This window comes from Caldimonas tepidiphila (assembly GCF_003569765.1).
Classification (GTDB): Bacteria; Pseudomonadota; Gammaproteobacteria; order Burkholderiales; family Burkholderiaceae_C; genus Caldimonas; species Caldimonas tepidiphila.
The window spans coordinates 24,848-43,602 of sequence record NZ_QXMG01000037.1 but is presented as its reverse complement, the minus strand read 5'-3'; the positions used below and the strand labels follow the sequence as shown (position 1 = coordinate 43,602).

Annotated in this window: 16 protein-coding genes; 11 read left to right on the top strand and 5 right to left on the bottom strand. The window is 67.3% G+C overall.

Features of this window, described 5'->3' with window-relative positions:
- Positions 1-22: 22 nt before the first annotated feature.
- Positions 23-1,606 carry a threonine ammonia-lyase, biosynthetic gene (ilvA, locus tag D3A59_RS18555; RefSeq protein WP_119156817.1) on the bottom strand — a complete coding sequence of 528 codons (1,584 nt, stop codon included), beginning with the start codon at positions 1,604-1,606 and terminating at the stop codon, positions 23-25.
- Positions 1,607-1,952: 346 nt separating this feature from the next.
- On the opposite strand from ilvA, the gene D3A59_RS18550 reads away from it, so the two are divergent.
- Positions 1,953-2,375, top strand: a complete 423-nt coding sequence (locus D3A59_RS18550; protein WP_119156816.1) for an OsmC family protein — start codon at positions 1,953-1,955, stop codon at positions 2,373-2,375.
- A 51-nt stretch (positions 2,376-2,426) separates the two neighbouring features.
- Here the strand turns inward: D3A59_RS18550 and coq7 are convergent, their stop codons facing one another.
- The gene (gene coq7, locus D3A59_RS18545; RefSeq protein WP_119156815.1) at positions 2,427-3,065 is read right to left on the bottom strand and encodes a 2-polyprenyl-3-methyl-6-methoxy-1,4-benzoquinone monooxygenase; all 639 of its coding nucleotides are present in this window, start codon (positions 3,063-3,065) and stop codon (positions 2,427-2,429) included.
- Between the two features lie 285 nt (positions 3,066-3,350).
- On the opposite strand from coq7, the gene D3A59_RS18540 reads away from it, so the two are divergent.
- The 3 genes from D3A59_RS18540 (at position 3,351) to D3A59_RS18530 (ending at position 7,214) form a co-directional block, all read left to right on the top strand.
- Positions 3,351-4,424: a porin gene (locus D3A59_RS18540; RefSeq protein WP_119156814.1), complete on the top strand. Its 1,074-nt coding sequence runs from the start codon at positions 3,351-3,353 to the stop codon at positions 4,422-4,424.
- A 319-nt stretch (positions 4,425-4,743) separates the two neighbouring features.
- Positions 4,744-5,733 (top strand): porin, encoded by a 990-nt coding sequence (locus D3A59_RS18535; RefSeq protein ID WP_119156813.1) that lies wholly within the window; start codon positions 4,744-4,746, stop codon positions 5,731-5,733.
- A 254-nt stretch (positions 5,734-5,987) separates the two neighbouring features.
- Entirely contained in the window at positions 5,988-7,214 is a 1,227-nt protein-coding gene (locus D3A59_RS18530) for a M20 aminoacylase family protein (protein ID WP_119156812.1), read from the top strand.
- Positions 7,215-7,218: 4 nt separating this feature from the next.
- Here the strand turns inward: D3A59_RS18530 and lysA are convergent, their stop codons facing one another.
- Both lysA and lptM read right to left on the bottom strand, forming a co-directional pair.
- Entirely contained in the window at positions 7,219-8,490 is a 1,272-nt protein-coding gene (lysA, locus tag D3A59_RS18525; RefSeq protein WP_119156811.1) for a diaminopimelate decarboxylase, read from the bottom strand.
- Complete coding sequence (gene lptM, locus D3A59_RS26870; RefSeq protein ID WP_119156810.1) at positions 8,487-8,681, bottom strand: LPS translocon maturation chaperone LptM; 195 nt, start codon at positions 8,679-8,681, stop codon at positions 8,487-8,489. Before lptM ends, lysA begins: the two co-directional genes overlap by 4 nt.
- A gap of 42 nt (positions 8,682-8,723) precedes the next feature.
- Between lptM and cyaY the strand changes: the two genes are divergently transcribed.
- Positions 8,724-9,062, top strand: a complete 339-nt coding sequence (gene cyaY / locus D3A59_RS18515) for an iron donor protein CyaY (RefSeq protein ID WP_119156832.1) — start codon at positions 8,724-8,726, stop codon at positions 9,060-9,062.
- 52 nt (positions 9,063-9,114) lie between these two features.
- Here the strand turns inward: cyaY and D3A59_RS18510 are convergent, their stop codons facing one another.
- On the bottom strand, positions 9,115-11,472 hold the full coding sequence (locus D3A59_RS18510) for a penicillin-binding protein 1A (protein ID WP_119156809.1): 2,358 nt from the start codon (positions 11,470-11,472) through the stop codon (positions 9,115-9,117).
- Positions 11,473-11,710: 238 nt separating this feature from the next.
- Here D3A59_RS18510 and D3A59_RS18505 point away from each other — a divergent pair, with 238 nt between their 5' ends.
- Genes D3A59_RS18505 through D3A59_RS25480 form a run of 6 tightly spaced genes read left to right on the top strand, consistent with a single transcriptional unit; the run spans position 11,711 to position 18,738 of the window.
- Positions 11,711-12,790, top strand: a complete 1,080-nt coding sequence (locus tag D3A59_RS18505) for a pilus assembly protein PilM (RefSeq protein ID WP_119156808.1) — start codon at positions 11,711-11,713, stop codon at positions 12,788-12,790.
- Entirely contained in the window at positions 12,787-13,401 is a 615-nt protein-coding gene (locus D3A59_RS18500) for a PilN domain-containing protein (protein ID WP_119156807.1), read from the top strand. The genes D3A59_RS18505 and D3A59_RS18500 overlap by 4 nt, the downstream gene beginning before the upstream one ends.
- Before the next feature lie 15 nt (positions 13,402-13,416).
- The gene (locus D3A59_RS18495) at positions 13,417-14,145 is read left to right on the top strand and encodes a type IV pilus inner membrane component PilO (RefSeq protein WP_119156806.1); all 729 of its coding nucleotides are present in this window, start codon (positions 13,417-13,419) and stop codon (positions 14,143-14,145) included.
- A gap of 8 nt (positions 14,146-14,153) precedes the next feature.
- Positions 14,154-14,696 (top strand): pilus assembly protein PilP, encoded by a 543-nt coding sequence (locus tag D3A59_RS18490; protein ID WP_119156805.1) that lies wholly within the window; start codon positions 14,154-14,156, stop codon positions 14,694-14,696.
- Between the two features lie 5 nt (positions 14,697-14,701).
- On the top strand, positions 14,702-16,840 hold the full coding sequence (locus tag D3A59_RS18485; RefSeq protein ID WP_119156831.1) for a type IV pilus secretin PilQ: 2,139 nt from the start codon (positions 14,702-14,704) through the stop codon (positions 16,838-16,840).
- On the top strand, positions 16,837-18,738 hold the full coding sequence (locus D3A59_RS25480; protein ID WP_157991585.1) for a hypothetical protein: 1,902 nt from the start codon (positions 16,837-16,839) through the stop codon (positions 18,736-18,738). Before D3A59_RS18485 ends, D3A59_RS25480 begins: the two co-directional genes overlap by 4 nt.
- Positions 18,739-18,755: the final 17 nt, after the last annotated feature.

Here is an 18,755-nt window from a genome sequence, read left to right as displayed (position 1 = left end):
GGGCGGCGCGCCTCGTCCCGCCTCAGCGCAGGAAGAGCCGGTAGACCGGGTTGTCGGTCTCGTCGGCGCGCGGGTAGTCCAGCGTGTCGAGGAACTCGTGGAAGGCGCGCGTGTCGCCCGCCGGCACCTGCAGGCCCACCAGGATGCGGCCGTAGTCGGCGCCCTGGTTGCGGTAGTGGAACAGGCTGATGTTCACGCCCGGCGGCATGCAGGAGAGGAACTTCATCAGCGCGCCCGGGCGCTCCGGGAAGATGAAGCGGTAGAGCCGCTCGTCGCGCGCGAGCTCCGAGCGCCCGCCGACCATGTGGCGCACGTGCTGCTTGGCGAGCTCGTCGTGCGTCAGGTCCAGCGCCGCGAAGCCCTGCTTCTTGAAGGCCGTGGCGAGCTTCTTCGACTCGCCGCGGTTGCGCGTCGTCACGCCGACGAAGATCTGCGCCTGGCGCTCGTCCGAGATGCGGTAGTTGAACTCGGTCACGCTGCGCTCGCCGAGCAGCTCGCAGAAGCGCAGGAAGCTGCCGCGCTCCTCGGGGATCGTCACCGCGAACAGCGCCTCGCGCTCCTCGCCGACCTCGGCGCGCTCGGCGACGAAGCGCAGCCGGTCGAAGTTCATGTTCGCGCCGCAGGTGATCGCGACGAAGGTCTTGCCCTTGCTGCGGTGCTTCTCCGCGTACTGCTTGATCGCCGCCACGCCCATCGCGCCGGCGGGCTCGAGGATCGAGCGCGTGTCCTGGAACACGTCCTTGATCGCCGCGCACACCGCGTCGGTGTCGACCACGACATAGTCGTCCACGAGCTTGCGCGCGAGGCGGAAGGTCTCCTCGCCGACGATCTTCACCGCGGTGCCGTCGGAGAACAGGCCGACGTCGCTCAGCTGCACGCGCTTGCCGGCCTTGACCGAGCGCACCATCGCGTCCGAGTCCTCCATCTGCACGCCGATCACCTGGATCTCCGGGCGCACCGCCTTGATGTAGGCCGCGACGCCCGAGATCAGGCCGCCGCCGCCGATGGCGCAGAACACCGCGTCGATCGGCCCCTGGTGCTGGCGCAGGATCTCCATCGCGATCGTGCCCTGGCCGGCGATCACGTCCGGGTCGTCGAAGGGGTGCACGAAGGTCAGGCCCTGCTTCTTCTCGAGCTCGAGTGCGTGCAGGTAGGCGTCCGAGTAGCTGTCGCCGTGCAGCTCCACCTCGCCGCCGAGGCGGCGCACCGCGTCGATCTTCACCTGCGGCGTCGTCACCGGCATCACGATCACCGCGCGGCAGCCCAGGCGCTGCGCGCTCAGGGCGACACCCTGCGCGTGGTTGCCGGCCGACGCGCAGATCACGCCGCGCTTGAGCTGGGCGCCGCTCAGGTGCGCCATCTTGTTGTAGGCGCCGCGCAGCTTGAAGCTGAACACCGGCTGGTTGTCCTCGCGCTTGAGCAGCACGCGGTTGCCGATGCGCTCGGACAGCGTGCGCGCCGGCTCCAGCTCGGTCTCGATCGCGACGTCGTAGACGCGCGCGGTCAGGATCTTCTTCAGGTAGTCGGCCGGCTTCAGGGCGCGCGGGGCGCGGGCCGGGACGTCAGCGGCGGGGGATGCGTTCTTGGTGTGGGTGGCGCGCGCCATGAGGGTCCTCCAGGGGCGCCGCATGATACGCCAGCACCCGGGGCGGGCCCGGCGCGCTGCATCCCCAAAGAAAAAAGCCCCAAGCCGCGAGGCTTGGGGCTGAATCCACCAAAGGAGGAGGTGGAGGAGACAATCGGGGAACGCAGAGGGCGCTCGGCGCCGGGGCAACTCGTGCCGCCACTGCATTCGACGGCTCCGATTCTAGGCCGATGCATGGTGCGACGCAACAAGCGGGACGCGGGTGGGAGCGAGGAAACCCGCACTTGCGTGCCAAAATCCTCGCGCCGCGGCGCTTTTGCGGCCTCCGGCATCTTTCCTCCACGTTCAACAGCAGCAGGTTTCTTCCATGGAATGCACCATCAACTGGGTCCCGGCTTCGGGCATGGCCTTCATCGCCGAGACCGGCAGCGGGCATGTGCTGACGATGGACGGCGCCCCCGACGGCGGCGGGCGCAACCTGGCGCCGCGGCCGATGGAGACGGTGCTCGCCGGCACCGGCGGCTGCACCGCCTACGACGTGGTGCTGATCCTCAAGCGCGGCCGCCACGACGTGCGCGGCTGCCAGGTGCAGGTCAAGGCCGAGCGCGCCGACACCGAGCCGAAGGTCTTCACACGCATCCACATGCACTTCACCGTCACCGGCAAGGGGCTGCCCGAGGCGGCGGTGGCGCGCGCGATCCAGATGTCGCACGACAAGTACTGCTCGGCGAGCATCATGCTCGCCAAGACCGCCGAGATCACCACCGGCTTCGAGATCGTCGAGGGCTGACGCGCCCCGGCCCTCTCCCCGGGGCCCGCCACCGCAGGCCCGGCGGGCGGCTCAGACGTAGTGCGCGGTGGTGGTCATGACCTTGGCCGCCGCGCGCATCGCGAGCTTGACCGGCAGCGGCAGCGCCATGGCGCCTGCCTCGTCCGCGGCCACCGCGTGCCGGACCTCGTCGTCCTTCATCTGCTCGACCACCGCGCGCGACACGGTGTCGTGCGCCGGCAGTCGGCCCAGGTGGCTTTCGAGGTGCTGCTCGACCTGTCGCTCGGTCTCCACGACGAAGCCGAGGCTCACGGCGTCGCCTCCGAGCCGGCCGGCCACCAGCCCGATGCCGAAGGCGCCCGCGTACCACAGCGGGTTGAGCACGCTCGTGCGCGAGCCCAGGTCCTTCAGGCGCTGCTGCGTCCAGGCGAGATGGTCGGTCTCCTCGCGCGCCGCGGCCTCGAAGTGGCGCTTGAGCGCCGGGTCGCGCGTGACCAGCGCCTGCGCCGTGTAGAGCGCCTGCGCGCAGACCTCGCCGACGTGGTTGACGCGCATCAGCGCGGCTGACAGGCGCCGGTCCGCATCGGTCGCGGCCGACTCGTCCGGCTCCTGCGCGGGGCGGGGCATCGGGCGCGCGGCATGATGGCCGCCGAGCACGGTCTTCAATGCGTTGTCGGCGGTACACAGCAGGGTGTCGATGGCATTGGGCATCTTCGGGGACTCCGGCGTTCAGTTTCGCGCGCAGCATAAGTCAGCGAGGCGCCTGCCGCCTTTGCCCGCATCAGGGATGTCGCTTCTCGACCTCGGCGCCGGCAGCGGCGAGCGGTCGTCCCTCCGTCGTGCCCCCGGATCCCCCTACCGGCCACCGCGCACATCCCTTGCTCACTCCCCCTGTTGATCGAGCGGCGCCGCGTCCGAGAGCAGACGGCGGCCGGGTGGCCTTGCCGCCGGCGGGCGCCAGATCAAGGCAGTTCATCCAATACAAGGGGTAGTCACATGAAGAAGTCGCTTGTCGCATTGGCCGTGCTGGGAGCCTTCGCCGGCGGGGCCGCAGCCCAGTCCTCGCTCACGCTCTACGGCATCGTCGACCAGGGGGTGTCGCGGCTGAACAACGGCCAGTCCTACATCGGCCTCACCCCGGACCAGGTCGGTCGGCCCGACGAATGGACGATCCGCTCGTCCACGCCCAGCCGGCTCGGCTTCCGCGGCACCGAGGACCTGGGCAGCGGGCTGAAGGCCAACTTCCAGCTCGAGCACCGCTTCGCCCCGGACCAGGGTGACGTAGAGGGCAACAACCGCTTCTGGCACGGCTCCTCCTGGCTGGGGCTGAGCAGCCAGAGCCTGGGCGAGGTCCGCCTGGGACGCGACTACACGCCCGCCTACTACGTGTCGCGGGCGGGCGACCCCTGGAGCTACGACTACAACGTCGGCGGCTTCCGCGGCTTCGCGCAGGCCGGCAACCGGGCCGGCACGCCGACCTCCCATCGCGCGAACAACCAGCTCAGCTACAAGACGCCCAGCTTCGGCGGCTTCAGCGCCATGGCCTCGGTGTCCGCGCGTGAAGGCGGCACCGGCCCCAATGGCCGCAACGCGGGCGCCAACCTGATCTACGAGGCCGGCCCGCTGTTCGCGGGCATCGGGTTCAACGACATCGACGACGTGGTCGACAACCGCATGGGAGTCGTCACCGTGGCCTACGACTTCGGCGTCGTGCGCCCGAGCCTGATGTACGCGAAGGCGCGCAACCCGAACAACGCGCTCGCCCCGACGGCTCCAGCCACCGGGGCGATCGAGGGGGACGCCTGGGTGCTGGGCGCGACCGCGCCGCTCGGCTCGGGCGTGCTGAAGGTGGGCTACGGCGTGCTGGACAACCCGGCCGGCACTTTTGTCGGCGCCGATGCCGCGCCGGCCGCCTCCCTGGCTACCACGGTGGAGACGAAGAAGTTCGGCGTGGGCTACCAGTACAACCTGAGCCGGCGCACGAGCGTGCACGCCGACGTCGGCGTCGCCAAGGGCGATGGCCTGAGCCGCACGCACGGCTTCGAGGTCGGGGTCAAGCACGTGTTCTGAACCCCGTCTCTCCAGAGGTTCGGAAGCCGCCTTCGGGCGGCTTTTTTGTTGCTGTCGTGCTTGCGCCGCTGGAGCGGGTGCCCCTTCGATCCCCCTGGCATGCCACGCAATGCCTTGCCGATCAGGGCCTTCCCAGGGGGCAAGGGCTCGTTGTGAAAAGGCAACAGATCAGTCCGCAACTGGTCTTCTACGCTGGTAAGCCGTGTCTCAGTCTGTTGGAATACCGCCAGCTTCCCGATGAGGAGGTCGGCCCGGTCCGCCAGGAGCTGCTTGCCCGAACGGGGTCGGGACCTCTTGTTCAACCTTGGAGATAGTCGAAATGAAAAAATCTCTTATCGCCCTCGCCGTGCTGGGTGCGTTCGCGGGTGCCGCTTCGGCGCAATCTTCGGTGACGGTTTATGGCCGTGTGAACCTGGGTCTGGTCAAGGATCAAGGCGTCTCGACCCGGATCGATGCTTCCAACGGTGCCAACCGCCTCGGCTTCCGTGGCGTCGAGGACCTGGGCAACGGCCTGAAGGGCACGTTCAACATCGAGCACCGCTTCTCGCCGGAGTCGGGCGGCCAAGACGGCACCAACAACGGCCGCGTGTTCTGGCAGGGCACCGCCAAGCTGGGCCTGAACCACGCTTCCCTCGGCACGGTTGAAATCGGCCGCATGCTGACCGCCTTCCAGGCACCGATCAACGCGACCGACCCCTGGGGCACCGAGACCGTCGGCTCCACCGCGGTTCTGGCCAGCGGCTACGCGACCGATGCCCGCCAGCCGGACGGCTCGGGCCTGGGCCGTACCGACGTGATCACCTACCTCAGCCCGAAGTTCGCTGGCCTGACCCTGAGCGGCAGCGTCGGCCCGAAGCGTTCGGCTGCTGCTCCCGCGAACCCGCAGCCCGCTGGCGCGAAGAACCTGTACGCCCTGTGGCTCGGCTATGAGCTCGGCCCCCTGGCCGTCGGCGCTGGCTATGAGCAGAACCGTTCGGACGACGACGTGATGGCGATCCTGGCTTCCTACAACCTCGGCTTCGCCAAGGTCATGGGCGGCTTCAGCCAGGTTGACACCGTCGCGATCGCCGGCGACGAGCGCAAGAACTTCAACGTGGGCGTGAGCGTTCCGGTGGGTTCGCTCAACCTGAAGGCCGGCTTCAGCCGCTTCGAGGCTGAAGGTACGGGTGCCGAGACCGACAAGCTGGGCGTGGGCGCGGAGTACCTGCTGTCCAAGCGTACCTATGTCTACACCACCTATGGCCGCACCAACCCGGCCGTGGGCCGTACCGGCAACGCCTTCGACCTGGGCGTGAACCACAACTTCTGATCCCGGCCCCGGCTGGAATCCAGAACAGAAAAGCCGCCTTCGGGCGGCTTTTTCCTTTTCCGGCGAAACGTCCCTCCCAGGACACCTGCTTACGCCGTGCACTCCCTTCCTGCGGGCATCGGTCTTGCAGCGACATGGTTCTGACACACTGGCTTCGATGTCGAGGCTCATCGTCTTCCGAACCACCCTGGATCTGCCGCACTTCGCCGCCGCTTCGCGCCCGGGCGTGGAGGAAAGCGAGGGCCTTGCCTGACATGCTGCTTCCCCACCCGCACGGCGTCTTCCGCCACATCGCCCGCCACCATCCGGAACTCACCGCCTTCCGCCGCGACCTGCACGCCCATCCCGAGCTCGGCTTCGAGGAGGAGCGCACCGCCGCGCGCGTCGTCGAGGCGCTCAAGCTCGCGCGCGTCGACGAGATCCACACCGGCATCGCGAAGACCGGCGTCGTCGCCGTGGTACGCGGGCGGTGGCACGGCTCGGGCCGCAGCATCGGGCTGCGCGCCGACATGGATGCGCTGCCGATGCGCGAGGAGAACGACTTCGCGTGGCGCTCCTGCCGCGGCGGCCTGATGCACGGCTGCGGCCACGACGGCCACACGACGATGCTGGTCGGCGCGGCGCGCTACCTCGCCGAGACGCGGCGCTTCGACGGCACCGCCTACCTGATCTTCCAGCCCGGCGAGGAGGGTTGCGCCGGCGCGCGCCGCATGATCGAGGAGGGCCTGTTCGAGCGCTTCCCGGCGCAGCAGGTGTTCGCGATGCACAACTGGCCGAGCTTGCCGGCGGGGCAGGTCGGCGTGGCGCCCGGGGCGGTGATGGCGGCCTCCGACCGCTTCGAGATCACGATCAACGGCCGCGGCGGCCACGGCGCGCACCCGCACCTGACGGTGGATCCGGTGGTGGTCGCGGCGCAGATCATCACCGCCGCGCAGAGCCTCGTGTCGCGCAACACCAGCCCGCTCGACAACGCGGTGGTCAGCATCTGCGCGATGCAGGGGGGCGACCTGGGCGCGATGAGCGTGATCCCGCGGCAGGCGAAGCTCGTCGGCACCGTGCGCACCTTCCGGCCCCAGGTGCAGGACATGATCGAGGAGCGGCTCGGCCGGCTGGTGGAGTCGCTCGCGCTCGGCTTCGGCGCCACCGCGCGCCTCGACTACGAGCGGGTCTACCCGGCCACCGTCAACGCCGAGGCCGAGGCCCGCTTCGCGGCCGACGTGGCCGAGAGCCTTGTGGGGCCGCAGCAGGTGGTGCGCAACGTGCAGGCGAGCATGGGTGCGGAGGATTTCTCCTTCATGCTGCAGGTGCGCCCGGGCGCCTACCTGCGGCTCGGCCAGGGCCGCTCCGCGGAGGACCCGGGCAGCTTCCTGCACAACAGCCGCTACGACTTCAACGACGAGGTGCTGCCGCTCGGCTCGGCGCTGTTCGCCTCGCTCGTCGAGCGGGCGATGCCGCTCGCCGACGAGGCCTTCGGCAAGTAGGCGCTCAGCGCGGCAGCGTGCGCTCGAGCCGGAAGAGCTCCGCCGCGTCCTCGCGCTCGCGGATCAGGTGCGCCTGCGAGCCGGCCACCATCACCTCGGCGGCGCGGCCGCGCGTGTTGTAGTTGCTCGCCATGCTCATGCCGTAGGCACCGGCCGACAGCACCGCGAGGCGGTCGCCCGGCTCCACCGCGAACTCGCGGTCGCGGCCGAGCCAGTCGCCCGATTCGCACACCGGGCCGACCACGTCCCAGGTCTGCGCCGGGGCGTCGCGCCGCACGCAGGGCACGATGCCCATCCAGGCCTCGTACATCGCGGGACGCATCAGGTCGTTCATCGCCGCGTCGACGACGCAGAAGTTCTTCGTCTCGCCGGGCTTGAGGTACAGCGTCTCGGTGAGCAGCACGCCGGCGTTGCCGACCAGCGAGCGGCCCGGCTCGAACATCAGCTTGCGCCGGGCGTGGCCGCGCGCGTCGATGCGCGCGAGCAGCTGGGCGATCAGCTCGTCGGCGCCGGGCGGCGTCTCGTCGGTGTAGGTGATGCCGAGCCCGCCGCCGAGGTCGAGGTGATGGATCTCTATGCCCTCGGCCTCCAGCGCCTCGACCAGGTCGAGCAGGCGCTCGAGCGCGTCGAGGTAGGGGCCGGTGTCGGTGATCTGCGAGCCGATGTGGCAGTCGATGCCGACCACGCGCAGGCCCGGCAGCGACGCGGCGCGCCGGTAGGCGACGAGCGCGCGCTGGTGCGCGATGCCGAACTTGTTGTCCTTGAGCCCGGTCGAGATGTAGGGGTGCGTCTTCGCGTCGACGTCGGGGTTGACGCGCAGGCTCACCGGCGCGCGCGTGCCGCACTCGAGCGCCACCTGCGACAGCACCTCGAGCTCGGCCTCGCTCTCGACGTTGAAGCACATCACGCCCGCCTCGAGCGCGCGGCGCATCTCGGCGCGAGTCTTGCCCACGCCCGAGAACACCACCTTGGCCGGGTCGCCGCCGGCGGCGAGCACCCGCTCGAGCTCGCCCGCCGAGACGATGTCGAAGCCGCAGCCCGCCTGCGCGAAGGTCTGCAGCACGGCGAGGTTCGAGTTCGCCTTCATCGCGTAGCAGATCAGGTGCTCGCGGCCGGCGAGCGCGCGGCGGTAGGGCTCGAGCGCGGCCAGCATCGCGGCCTGCGAGTAGACGTACAGCGGGGTGCCGAAGCGCGAGGCGAGCGCATCGAGCGCGCAGTCCTCGAGGAAGAGCTCCTCACCGCGGTAGGCAAGGAACGGGGAGCCGGGAAGGGTCATCGCGAGGCGGGGGGAAGGGGCAGGGGGGCGGCGGGCGCGGAGGCGCGAGGCGCCGGGGCGCTCGCCGCGGAAGCCGTCGCCGCAGCCGGCGCCGGGAGATAGAGCGGGCCTTTCTGGCCGCAGCCGGCCAGGCCGAGCGCCAGCAGGGTGCGGCAGCAGGCGTCTAGAATCTTTGGCACCCGTTTCGACATCCCTCCATTCTACCGGCGCCCATGAACGACCAGCCTACCCCCCTGAGCGACAGCGAATTCCACGCCAAGGCCGGCGCCGTGCTGTCGGCCATCGAGACGCGCGTGGACGCGCTGCTGCAGGACGACGTGATCGACATCGACACCCAGCGCACCGGCGGCCTGCTCGAGTTGAGCTTCCCCAACGGCAGCAAGCTGATCATCAACACGCAGCCGCCGCTGCACGAGATCTGGCTCGCAGCCCGCCGCGGCGGCTACCACTACCGCTGGGCGGGCGAGGACCGCTGGGTCGACACGCGCAGCGGCCAGGAGTTCTTCGCCGCGCTCAACGAGTGCGCGAGCGAGCAGGCGGGCAAGCCGCTGAGCTTCGGCCCCTCGGCCTGACGGAGAACCCGCGCGCCCCGGGAAGCCCTCGGGCCGCGCCCGGCGCGGGCGCTCAGTTGCGGAACAGGTCGAGGATGCTGCGCTTCTCCTCGGGCGCGGGTGCCGTCGCCGACGGCTCGTCCAGGCCCAGGCTGCGCACGCCGCTCTGGTGCGTGAACTCGTCGTAGTACCACTCGCCGTTGACGTGGACCACGCCTTCGGGCGCCGAGGGCTCCTGCACCGGCACGCCCTTGAGCGCGTGCGACATGTAGTCGATCCACACCGGCAGCGCGAGTCCGCCGCCGGTCTCGCGGTCGCCGAGCTTGCGCGGCGTGTCGTAGCCGATCCAGACCACCGTCGTGAGGGTCGGGTGGTAGCCGGCGAACCAGGCGTCGTGGGAGTCGTTGGTGGTACCGGTCTTGCCGTAGATGTCGGGGCGCTTGAGGGCGGCCTGCGCGCGCGCGGCGGTGCCCGAGCGGGTCACGTCCTGCATCAGGCTCGTCATCACGAAGGCGTTGCGCGGGTCGATGCTGCGCCGGGACTCGTCGAGCGCGGGCGGGCTGGCCTGCACCAGCACCTGCCCGCGCGCATCGGTGACGCGCGAGATCAGAGAGGGATTCACCCGGTAGCCGCCGTTGGCGAACACCGAGTAGCCGGTGGCCATCTGCATCGGCGTGACCGAGCCGGAGCCGAGCGCCATCGGCAGGTAGGCCGGATGGCGGCTCGCCTCGAAGCCGAAGCGGGTGACCCACTGCTGGCCGTAGTCGGTGCCGATGGCCTGCAGCACGCGGATCGAGACCATGTTCTTCGACTTCGCCAGCGCGCGGCGCAGGCTCATCGGCCCCTCGAAGGTGCCGTCGTAGTTCTTCGGCTCCCAGGGCTGGCTGCCGGTGCTGCCGGCGCTGAAGAACAGCGGCGCGTCGTTGACCACGGTGGCGGGCGTGAAGCCCTTCTCGAGCGCGGCCGAGTAGATGAAGGGCTTGAAGCTCGAGCCGGGCTGGCGCCAGGCCTGCGTGACATGGTTGAACTTGTTCTTCGCGTAGTCGAAGCCGCCGACGAGCGCCTGCACGCTGCCGTCGCGCGGATCGATCGCGACGAGCGCGCCCTCGACCTCGGGCAGTTGCGTGATGCTCCAGTCGCCCTTGCCGCTGCGCACCACGCGGATCACGGAGCCGCGGCGGATCTGGATCTGCGGGGTGGCCTTGTCCGACAGCCCGGACTGCGCGGGCCTGAGCCCGTCGCCTGAGATCGTGATCGACTCGCCGCTCTGGAGCGAGGCCACCACCTTCTTGGGGCCCGCGCTCAGCACCACCGCGGCGCGGACCTCGTCGTTGTCGGGGTAGTCCACCAGGGCCTCGGCGATGCGCGCGTCCAGTTCGGCCGATCCCGTCGGCAGGTTCACGAAGCCTTCGGGGCCGCGGTAGGCCTGGCGCCGCTCGTAGTCCATGATGCCGCGGCGCAGCGCACGGTAGGCCACGGACTGGTCCTCGGAGCGGATCGTCGTGTAGACGTTGAGGCCGCGGGTGTAGGTCTCCTCGCCGTACTGCGCGTAGATGAGCTGCCGCGCGGTCTCCGCGAGGTACTCGGCATGCACCGGGATCTGGCCGGGCGTGCGGTAGCGCAACGTCTGGGCCTTGGCGTCGGCGTGCTGCTCGGCGGTGATGAAGCCGTTCTCCAGCATGCGGTCGATGATGTACTGCTGGCGCACCGTGGCGCGGCGCGGATTGACGACCGGGTTGTAGGCCGACGGCGCCTTGGGCAGTCCGGCGAGCATCGCGGCCTCGGCGATCGTGATCTCCGCCAGCGGCTTGCCGAAGTAGGTCTCGCTCGCGGCGCCGAAACCGTAGGCCCGCTGACCCAGGTAGATCTGGTTCATGTAGACCTCGAGGATCTGCTCCTTGCTCAGCTGGCTCTCGATCTTGAGCGACAGCAGGATCTCGTAGATCTTGCGCGTGAAGGTCTTCTCGCTGGAGAGGTAGAAGTTGCGCGCGAGCTGCATCGTGATCGTCGACGCGCCCTGGCTCTTGACGTCGCCGACGTTGGCGAGGCCGGCGCGGATGATGCCGAGGTAGTCGACGCCGCGGTGCTCGTAGAAGCGCGAGTCCTCGATCGCGAGCACCGCGTTCTGCATCACCTTCGGGATCTCGCGGATCGGCACGAAGCGGCGCCTTTCCTCGCCGAACTCGCCGATCAGCACGCCGTCGCGCGAGAACACGCGCAGTGGCTGCTTGGGGCGGTAGTCGGTCAGCCCCTGGATGTCGGGAAGGTTCGGGTAGGCGAGGGCGAGGGCCAGCCCCACCAGCATCACGCCGGTCAGGGCCGCGGCCGCGGTCAGGCCGACGAGCCAGGCGAGGCTGCTCAGCAGCCAATGCCCCCTGGCCGGGAACTTGGGCGCGCCAGCGCGCGGCGCGGGGCGCTCGGAATCGGTCATGTCAGTCCACCAGATGAACGGCGGATTATAGGAAGCCGTCTCCCGCCCCTTCCGTGGCCGGGGCCCACGTGGAAGCGGGCGGCAGGAACTAGCTCACGAGGCGTTGCGCCGACGCAGTCCGTGTGTTGCCACTCGCTCAGATCGTGATTTTGTCTTTGTTGAGCGCCCGCCTTTACTGCTAGCATGCCGGCAATTTGTTAACAATTCGGCGCATTTTTTGCGAGTTGGGGGACACGCCGTGGGCTTTCTTGACGGCTTGCTGGGCGGCAAGAATCCGCCCCTGATCGGGCTGGACATCAGTTCCTCGAGCGTCAAGCTCGTCGAGCTGGGGCAGGAGCCGGGCGGCGCTTACGTGGTGGAGCGCTTCGCCACCGAGAGTCTCGAGAAGGGCTGGATCACCGACGGCCAGATCGAGCGTTTCGACGAGGTGGCCGACGCCGTGCGCCGGGTGGTGGCCAAGAGCGGCACCCGGACCAAGCAGGTGGCGCTCGCGATGCCGCAATCGGCCGTCATCACGAAGAAGATCATGCTGCCGGCCGGGCTGCGCGAGGAGGAGCTCGAGGTGCAGGTCGAGTCCGAGGCCAACCAGTACATCCCCTTCTCGCTCGACGAGGTGAGCCTCGACTTCTGCGTGATCGGGCCGAGCACCACCTCCATCGGCGACATCGAGGTGCTGATCGCGGCCTCGCGCAAGGACCGCGTGCAGGACCGCCAGGGCCTGGCCGAGGCGGCGGGGCTCAAGCCGGTCGTGCTCGACATCGAGTCCTACGCCTCGCGGCTCGCCGTGGGGCGGCTGATCGCGGAGCTGCCCAGCGAAGCGGGCGAGACGCTGGTCGCGCTGTTCGAGATCGGCGCCGAGAACACCAGCCTCAAGGTGCTGCGCGGCGAGGAGCTGCTGTACGACCGCGACCAGGCCTTCGGCGGAGCGCAGCTGACGCAGATCATCTCGCGCCAGTACGGCTTCTCCCTTGAGGAGGCCGAGCAGAAGAAGCTGTCGGGCGAGCTGCCCGAGGACTACGAGAGCGCGATCCTGAAGCCCTTCGTCGAGAGCCTCTCGCAGGAAATCGGCCGGGCGCTGCAGTACTTCTTCACCAGCACGCCCCACCACAAGGTGCACTACATCATGCTGGCCGGCGGCTGCGCCGCCCTCAACGGGCTCAAGGAGAGCGTCACCGCGCAGACCGGCTTCTCCGCGATGGCCGTCAATCCCTTCGAAGGCATGAAGCTCGACTCGCGCCTGCGCGAGAGCAAGCTGCGCCGTGACGCGCCGGCCTATCTGACCGCCTGCGGCCTGGCGATGCGGAGGTTCCTGCAATGATCCTGATCAATCTGCTGCCCCACCGGGCGGAGAAGCGCAGGCGCCGCAAGCAGGCGTTCTTCACCCTCCTCGGGCTTTCCGCGCTCGGGGGACTGCTCGTTTCCGCGCTCTGGTACGTCTACCTGCAACAAATGATTTCCGCGCAGCAGGAACGTAACCAGTTCATGGAGGCGGAGATCGCCAAGCTGGATACCGAGATCAAGGACATCGCGACGCTGCGCGCGGAGATCGAGGCGCTCAAGGCGCGCCAGAAGGCGGTCGAGGATCTCCAGACCGACCGCAACATGCCGGTGCACCTGCTCAACGAACTGGTGCGCCAGACGCCCGAGGGCGTCTACCTGACCTCGCTGCGCCAGGAGGGGCAGGTGGTCACGCTCGCCGGCGTGGCGCACAGCAACGAGCGTGTCTCCGAGTTGCTGCGCAACACTGGCTACCACTCCGAGTGGCTCGAGAAGCCCGAGTTGGTCGAGGTCAAGGCGACGAACATGCAGGTGTCGCAGCGCGAGCAGAAACGCCTGTTCGAGTTCTCGATGCGGGTGTCGCTGAAGAAGCCCGGCACTCCGGAGCCCGCAAATCCGGGCGCCCCTGCCACGGTGGCGCAGAAGTCCTGAAGAAGCGGTATCGGCATGGCAAAGAAAATCACGATACCCAAGGTGGACCTGAATCAGGCCTTTGCGGAGCTGCAGTCCCAGTTCCAGGACCTCGATCCCAAGGAGCCGGGCCAATGGCCGCTGGCTCCGAAGGTGATGGCCTGCGCGGCCGCCACCGCCGGCGCCGTCGCGCTCTGCTGGACGCTGGTGCTGACCGGGGAGGCCGACATCCTCGAGGCCGAGCACAACCGCGAGCCCGTACTGAAGTCGCAGTACCGCGACAAGCTCGGCCAAGCGGTGAACCTGGGCGAGCTGCGCAAGCAGAAGCTGCAGGTGCAGGAATACGTCACGCAGCTCGAGCGCCAGCTGCCGGGCAAGGCGGAGATGGATGCACTGCTGTCCGACATCAACCAGGCAGGTCTCGGGCGCTCGCTGCAGTTCGAGCTCTTCCGTCCGGGTTCGGTGGCGGTGAAGGATTACTACGCCGAGCTGCCGATCTCCATCAAGGTGACCGGTCAATACCACGATGTCGGCGCTTTTGCCGCCGATGTGGCGAGCCTGTCGCGGATCGTCACTTTGCACGGTCTGAACCTCTCGATGCAGGGGGCGAGTGCTGGCGGAGGTGGCGCAGCACTGCGCGACAGCGGGGGGGCGCTCTCGATGGAGGCCACGGCACGCACCTATCGCTATCTCGACCCTGCCGAGGTCGAGGCTCAGCGCAAGGCGACTGCCAAGGGCGGTGATGCCCAGGGAGCGAGGAAGTGATGCGACGTATGCCGGAATTCCGCTGCCTGCGAGTACTGAAAGGCCTTCCGCTCGTGGCGCTGCTGCTGGGGGGCTGCAGCAGCGGGCAGGACGACCTGCAGTCCTGGATCGAGCAGCAGCGCCTCGAAGTCAAGCCGAGCGTCAAGCCGATCGAGCCGCCGAAGAAGTTCGACCCGCAGACCTACGACACCGCTTCGGCCGTCGAGCCCTTCAGCCGCCAGAAGCTGCTGGTCGCCCTCAAGCAGGACGACCGCCAGCCCAACTCGCTGCTCGCCGGCGAGCTCCAGCGCCGACGCGAGCCGCTCGAGGCCTATCCGCTCGACAACATGACCATGGTCGGCAGCGTGGTCCGGCAGGGGCAGCATCAGGCGCTGCTGAAGGTGGACACCCTGCTGTACCAGGTGCGGGTGGGCAACTACCTCGGCCAGAACTACGGCCGCATCACCCAGATCACGGAAACCGAGATTTCCCTGCGGGAGATCGTTCAGGACGGCGCCGGCGAGTGGATCGAGCGTCCGGCCAGTCTCCAGCTTCAAGAGCAAGCACGATGAAGAAAATGCAAAAGAGCCAGGTGCTGATCTCACTGCGGGCCGCAGCCCTCGCTTGCGCCGTGCTGCTCTCCCCGCTGCCCTCCTGGGCGCAGAACAGCGTGCGCTCCATCCAGAGCAGCCAGCAGTTCGGAGCCGACGTGGTCCGCGTCGAGCTCGCCGAGCCGCTGGCAACCGTTCCGAACGGCTTCGCCATCCAGGCGCCGCCGCGCATCGCGATCGACCTGCCCGGCGTGGCCAACGGCATCGGGCGGCCCAACGTGGATCTCAACCAGGGCAACCTGCGCTCCGTGAACATCGCGCAGTCCGGCGAGCGCACCCGCCTGGTGCTCAACCTGAAGCAGGCCGCCAGCTATCGCGCACAGGTCCAGGGCAAGGTGCTGCTGCTGGTGCTCGACAAGAGCGCCGAGGCGGCGGCCGCGAAGGGCGGCGAGCCGCTGCACTTCGCCGAGAGCCTCAATCGCGACACGGTGGCGCTGCGCGACATCGACTTCCGCCGCGGCCAGGAGGGCGCCGGCCGCGTGGTGGTCGACCTGCCCAACAACCAGGTCGGCGTCGACATCAGCCAGCAGGGCCAGAGCCTGGTGGTCGAGTTCCTGCGCTCCTCGCTGCCGGAGAAACTGCGCCGCCGGCTCGACGTGAGCGATTTCGGCACCCCCGTGCAGAACATCTCCGCCTCGCAGTCGGGCGACCGGGTACGCATGGTCGTCGAGCCGCGTGGCAACTGGGAGCACAGCGCCTACCAGAGCGACAACCAGTTCGTGCTGGAGGTGCGCACGCGCAAGGAGGACCCCAACAAGCTCGTGCAGGGGTCCGGCTACAACGGCGAGAAGCTGTCGCTGAACTTCCAGAACATCGAGGTCCGCTCGCTGCTGCAGGTCATCGCCGACTTCACGAACTTCAACGTCGTCACCAGCGACAGCGTGACCGGCAACGTCACGCTGCGCCTGAAGGACGTGCCCTGGGACCAGGCGCTCGACATCATCCTGCAGGCCAAGAACCTCGGCGTGCGCAAGTCCGGCAACGTGCTGTGGATCGCGCCCAAGGACGAGATCGCAGCCAAGGAGAAGCTCGAGCTCGAGTCCCAGGCGCAGCTCGCGGCGCTCGAACCGGTGCGCACCCAGTCCTTCCAGCTCAACTACAGCAAGGCGGAGCAGGTCGCCAAGGGCCTCGTCGGCGAGGGCGGGGGCGACGGTGCCGGGGCACGCATCCTGACCAACCGCGGCAGCGTGATCGCCGAGACCCGTACCAACCAGCTCTTCATCACCGACATCCCCTCCAAGCTCGAGGAGATCCAGCGCCTGATCTCGAAGATCGACATCCCGGTGCGTCAGGTGCTCATCGAGGCGCGTATCGTCGAAGCCAATGATTCCTTCGGCCGATCGCTGGGGGTGAAACTCGGTGCCACAGACCTGAAACAGGCAAATACAGGCACCTTGACCGGGTATCCAGTAGGTGAAGGCAACCGCGTTGCGCTGGGAGCCAATTATGGTGCGGTTGGCATCGCCACCGGCCAAGGCGGCTCATCCTCCACGACGACTGGGGACGCTCAGTTCTTCACCCTACCCGCAGTCGGCTTAGGAGGTTACAACCCCGCCACCTTTGCGCTGTCGCTGTTCAACGCCTCGGCGCAGCGTTTCCTGAATCTCGAGCTTTCCGCGCTCGAGGCCGACGGGAAGGGCAAGATCGTCTCCAGCCCCCGAGTCATTACGGCCGACCAGGTCAAGGCGCTGATCGAGCAGGGCACCGAATTGCCCTATCAAGCAGCGACCTCCAGTGGCGCAACGCAGGTGCAGTTCAAGAAGGCCAATCTCAAACTGGAGGTGGTGCCGCAGATCACGCCCGAAGGTAACGTGATCATGGATGTGGACGTTAACAAGGACAGCGTTGGCCAGCAGACGGCGGCAGGCTTTGCAATCGATACCAAGCACGTGAAGACGCAGGTGCTGGTGGAGAACGGCGGCACGGTGGTGATCGGCGGCATCTTTACGATGGAGGAGCGCAATACCGAGACCAAGGTGCCCCTGTTGGGGGATATCCCGGCTCTAGGCTATCTCTTCAAGACCCGCACGCGCTCGTCCGAGAAGAAGGAACTGCTGATCTTCATCACGCCGAAGATCGTGTCTGAACGGACGGCGGCGCGATGAATGAGAACGAACAAGGAATGCAGAGGGGCTTGCAAATGAAAATTGTTGGATGGTTGGCTGCAAGCGCATTGGCGCTGGGACTGGTCGCCTGTGGAGGGGGAGGGAGTGTGCCGGTTCCAGGCAAGCCTGTGAGTAAAAATCCGGAGAACCCTGTCGATTTACCCGTTGCCAAGCTGATCGTTCAGCTTGACAAGACGAACGTCGGTAATAGCGAGGGCGAGAAGGTCAATGTGACAGTCAGGGCCGCCGATGAAAAGAATAACCTGATGCCCGGCACTGCCGTTTCAGTAAGTGTGGATGGAGGGGCGGTTCTCGAGCCTTATCCCAGCAAAACTGACGAAACTGGGAAGTTGACGGCAGCCATCCTCGTGGGCTTGCAGGAACGTTCCAATCGCGTTGTGACGGTGACGGTGAAGTCGGGAACACTGTCCAGTACGGCAAAGTTCGACGTGATCGGTGCCAAGCTCAAGGCCACCGCAGTTCCCAAGGTGGTCGACCCCGACAGCAAGGCGCTGATCATCTATCAATTGACGGATGTCAACGGTAATCCCATGACGAAGCAGGCGATCAAGGTCGAACGATCTGGTGCCCTCGTCTCCAGCGGATATACCGACATCAACGGCGGCTATACCTTCAGCTACACCGCACCCTCTCAGGAGGGAGTTGTGCGATTTATTGCATCGGCGGGTGGGGTCTCGATGGAAGAGGCTGTGACGGTGATGAAGTCGGGTAGCAACACGATCGATGCGGTGCCGGCGGGCTCGATCAAGTCGGCCTCGGTCGAGGCCAATCCGAGCGTGGTCGTCATGAATACATCCTCCACTTCCAATCAAGCGGCGGTCCGGGCGCTTTTTGTCGGTTCTGACAATAAGCCGATTCCGAACGTGAGGGTGCGTTTTGAAGAGGTCGGCGCCACGAAGTATGGCGTTTTCACGACAGGCAGCACGATCGTCTATTCGGACAGGAACGGTGAAGCTACTGCTGCCTATATCCCGGGCTCACGTTATAGCCCGACGGACGGTGTGACGGTGAGGGCTTGCTACGGCTATACGGACGCGGATTTGAGCGGCGGCGCATGCCCCAATCAGACGGCAACCACGTTGACTGTCGTTGCGGAAGCCATTTCTGTGACGGTCGGCACCAATAACAAGTTAATCTCGAACTTGCTCACCTACGGTCAGGATTTCGTGGTGCAGGTGGTGGATTCCGCTGGCAATGCGATGCCGGGGGTGTCGATCGCTGCCTCGGTCGACCTGCTTCGCTTTGCAAAGGGGGAGTGGTTCTTTAATGGTGAAGATAAGGTTTGGGTACGTTCCGCTACTCAAGACTTCAGGGATTCTCGCCCCGCTCTCACGGATCCGGACACGGGGTTTCCGGTGCCAAATCCTGACTTCGGGAGGGCTTGGTATCTTGAAGATCCACGAACCAGCGAGCAGCAGGTGCTTGATCCAAAGGGTGGGCCGCTGATCAATGATAAATTTGCGGCCTGCTGGAACGAGGATCGGAATCGAAATGGCGTGAGGGAGATCGAAGAAGATAGCCTCACAAAGGACGGAGTGGTTCATTACAGCAAGGACTTCGGTGGAAACGGGAACGGAAAACTGGACCCGTCGAAGTCGGACTTGGCCATCAAGATTCTTACGCCCGATGGCAAGACGGATGAAAAAGGGCAGGTGACGCTTCGCATCGAATATCCTCAGAATTTGGCGAGTTGGCTGGAGTATCAGATCCTCGTGTCTGGTAAGGTGGGGGGGACGGAAGGCCGTGCGACTTGGATCGATACGCTGGGTGTTCCCGCGGAAGCAACCAAGCAGGAGGGCGAGCCGCCGTTCGTGAGGAGTCGTTATGGTGTGGAGGGCACTCGTAATGGTCTGAGTGGGTGCGCCAATCCTCGTTGATTCTCTGGAGCCATCGA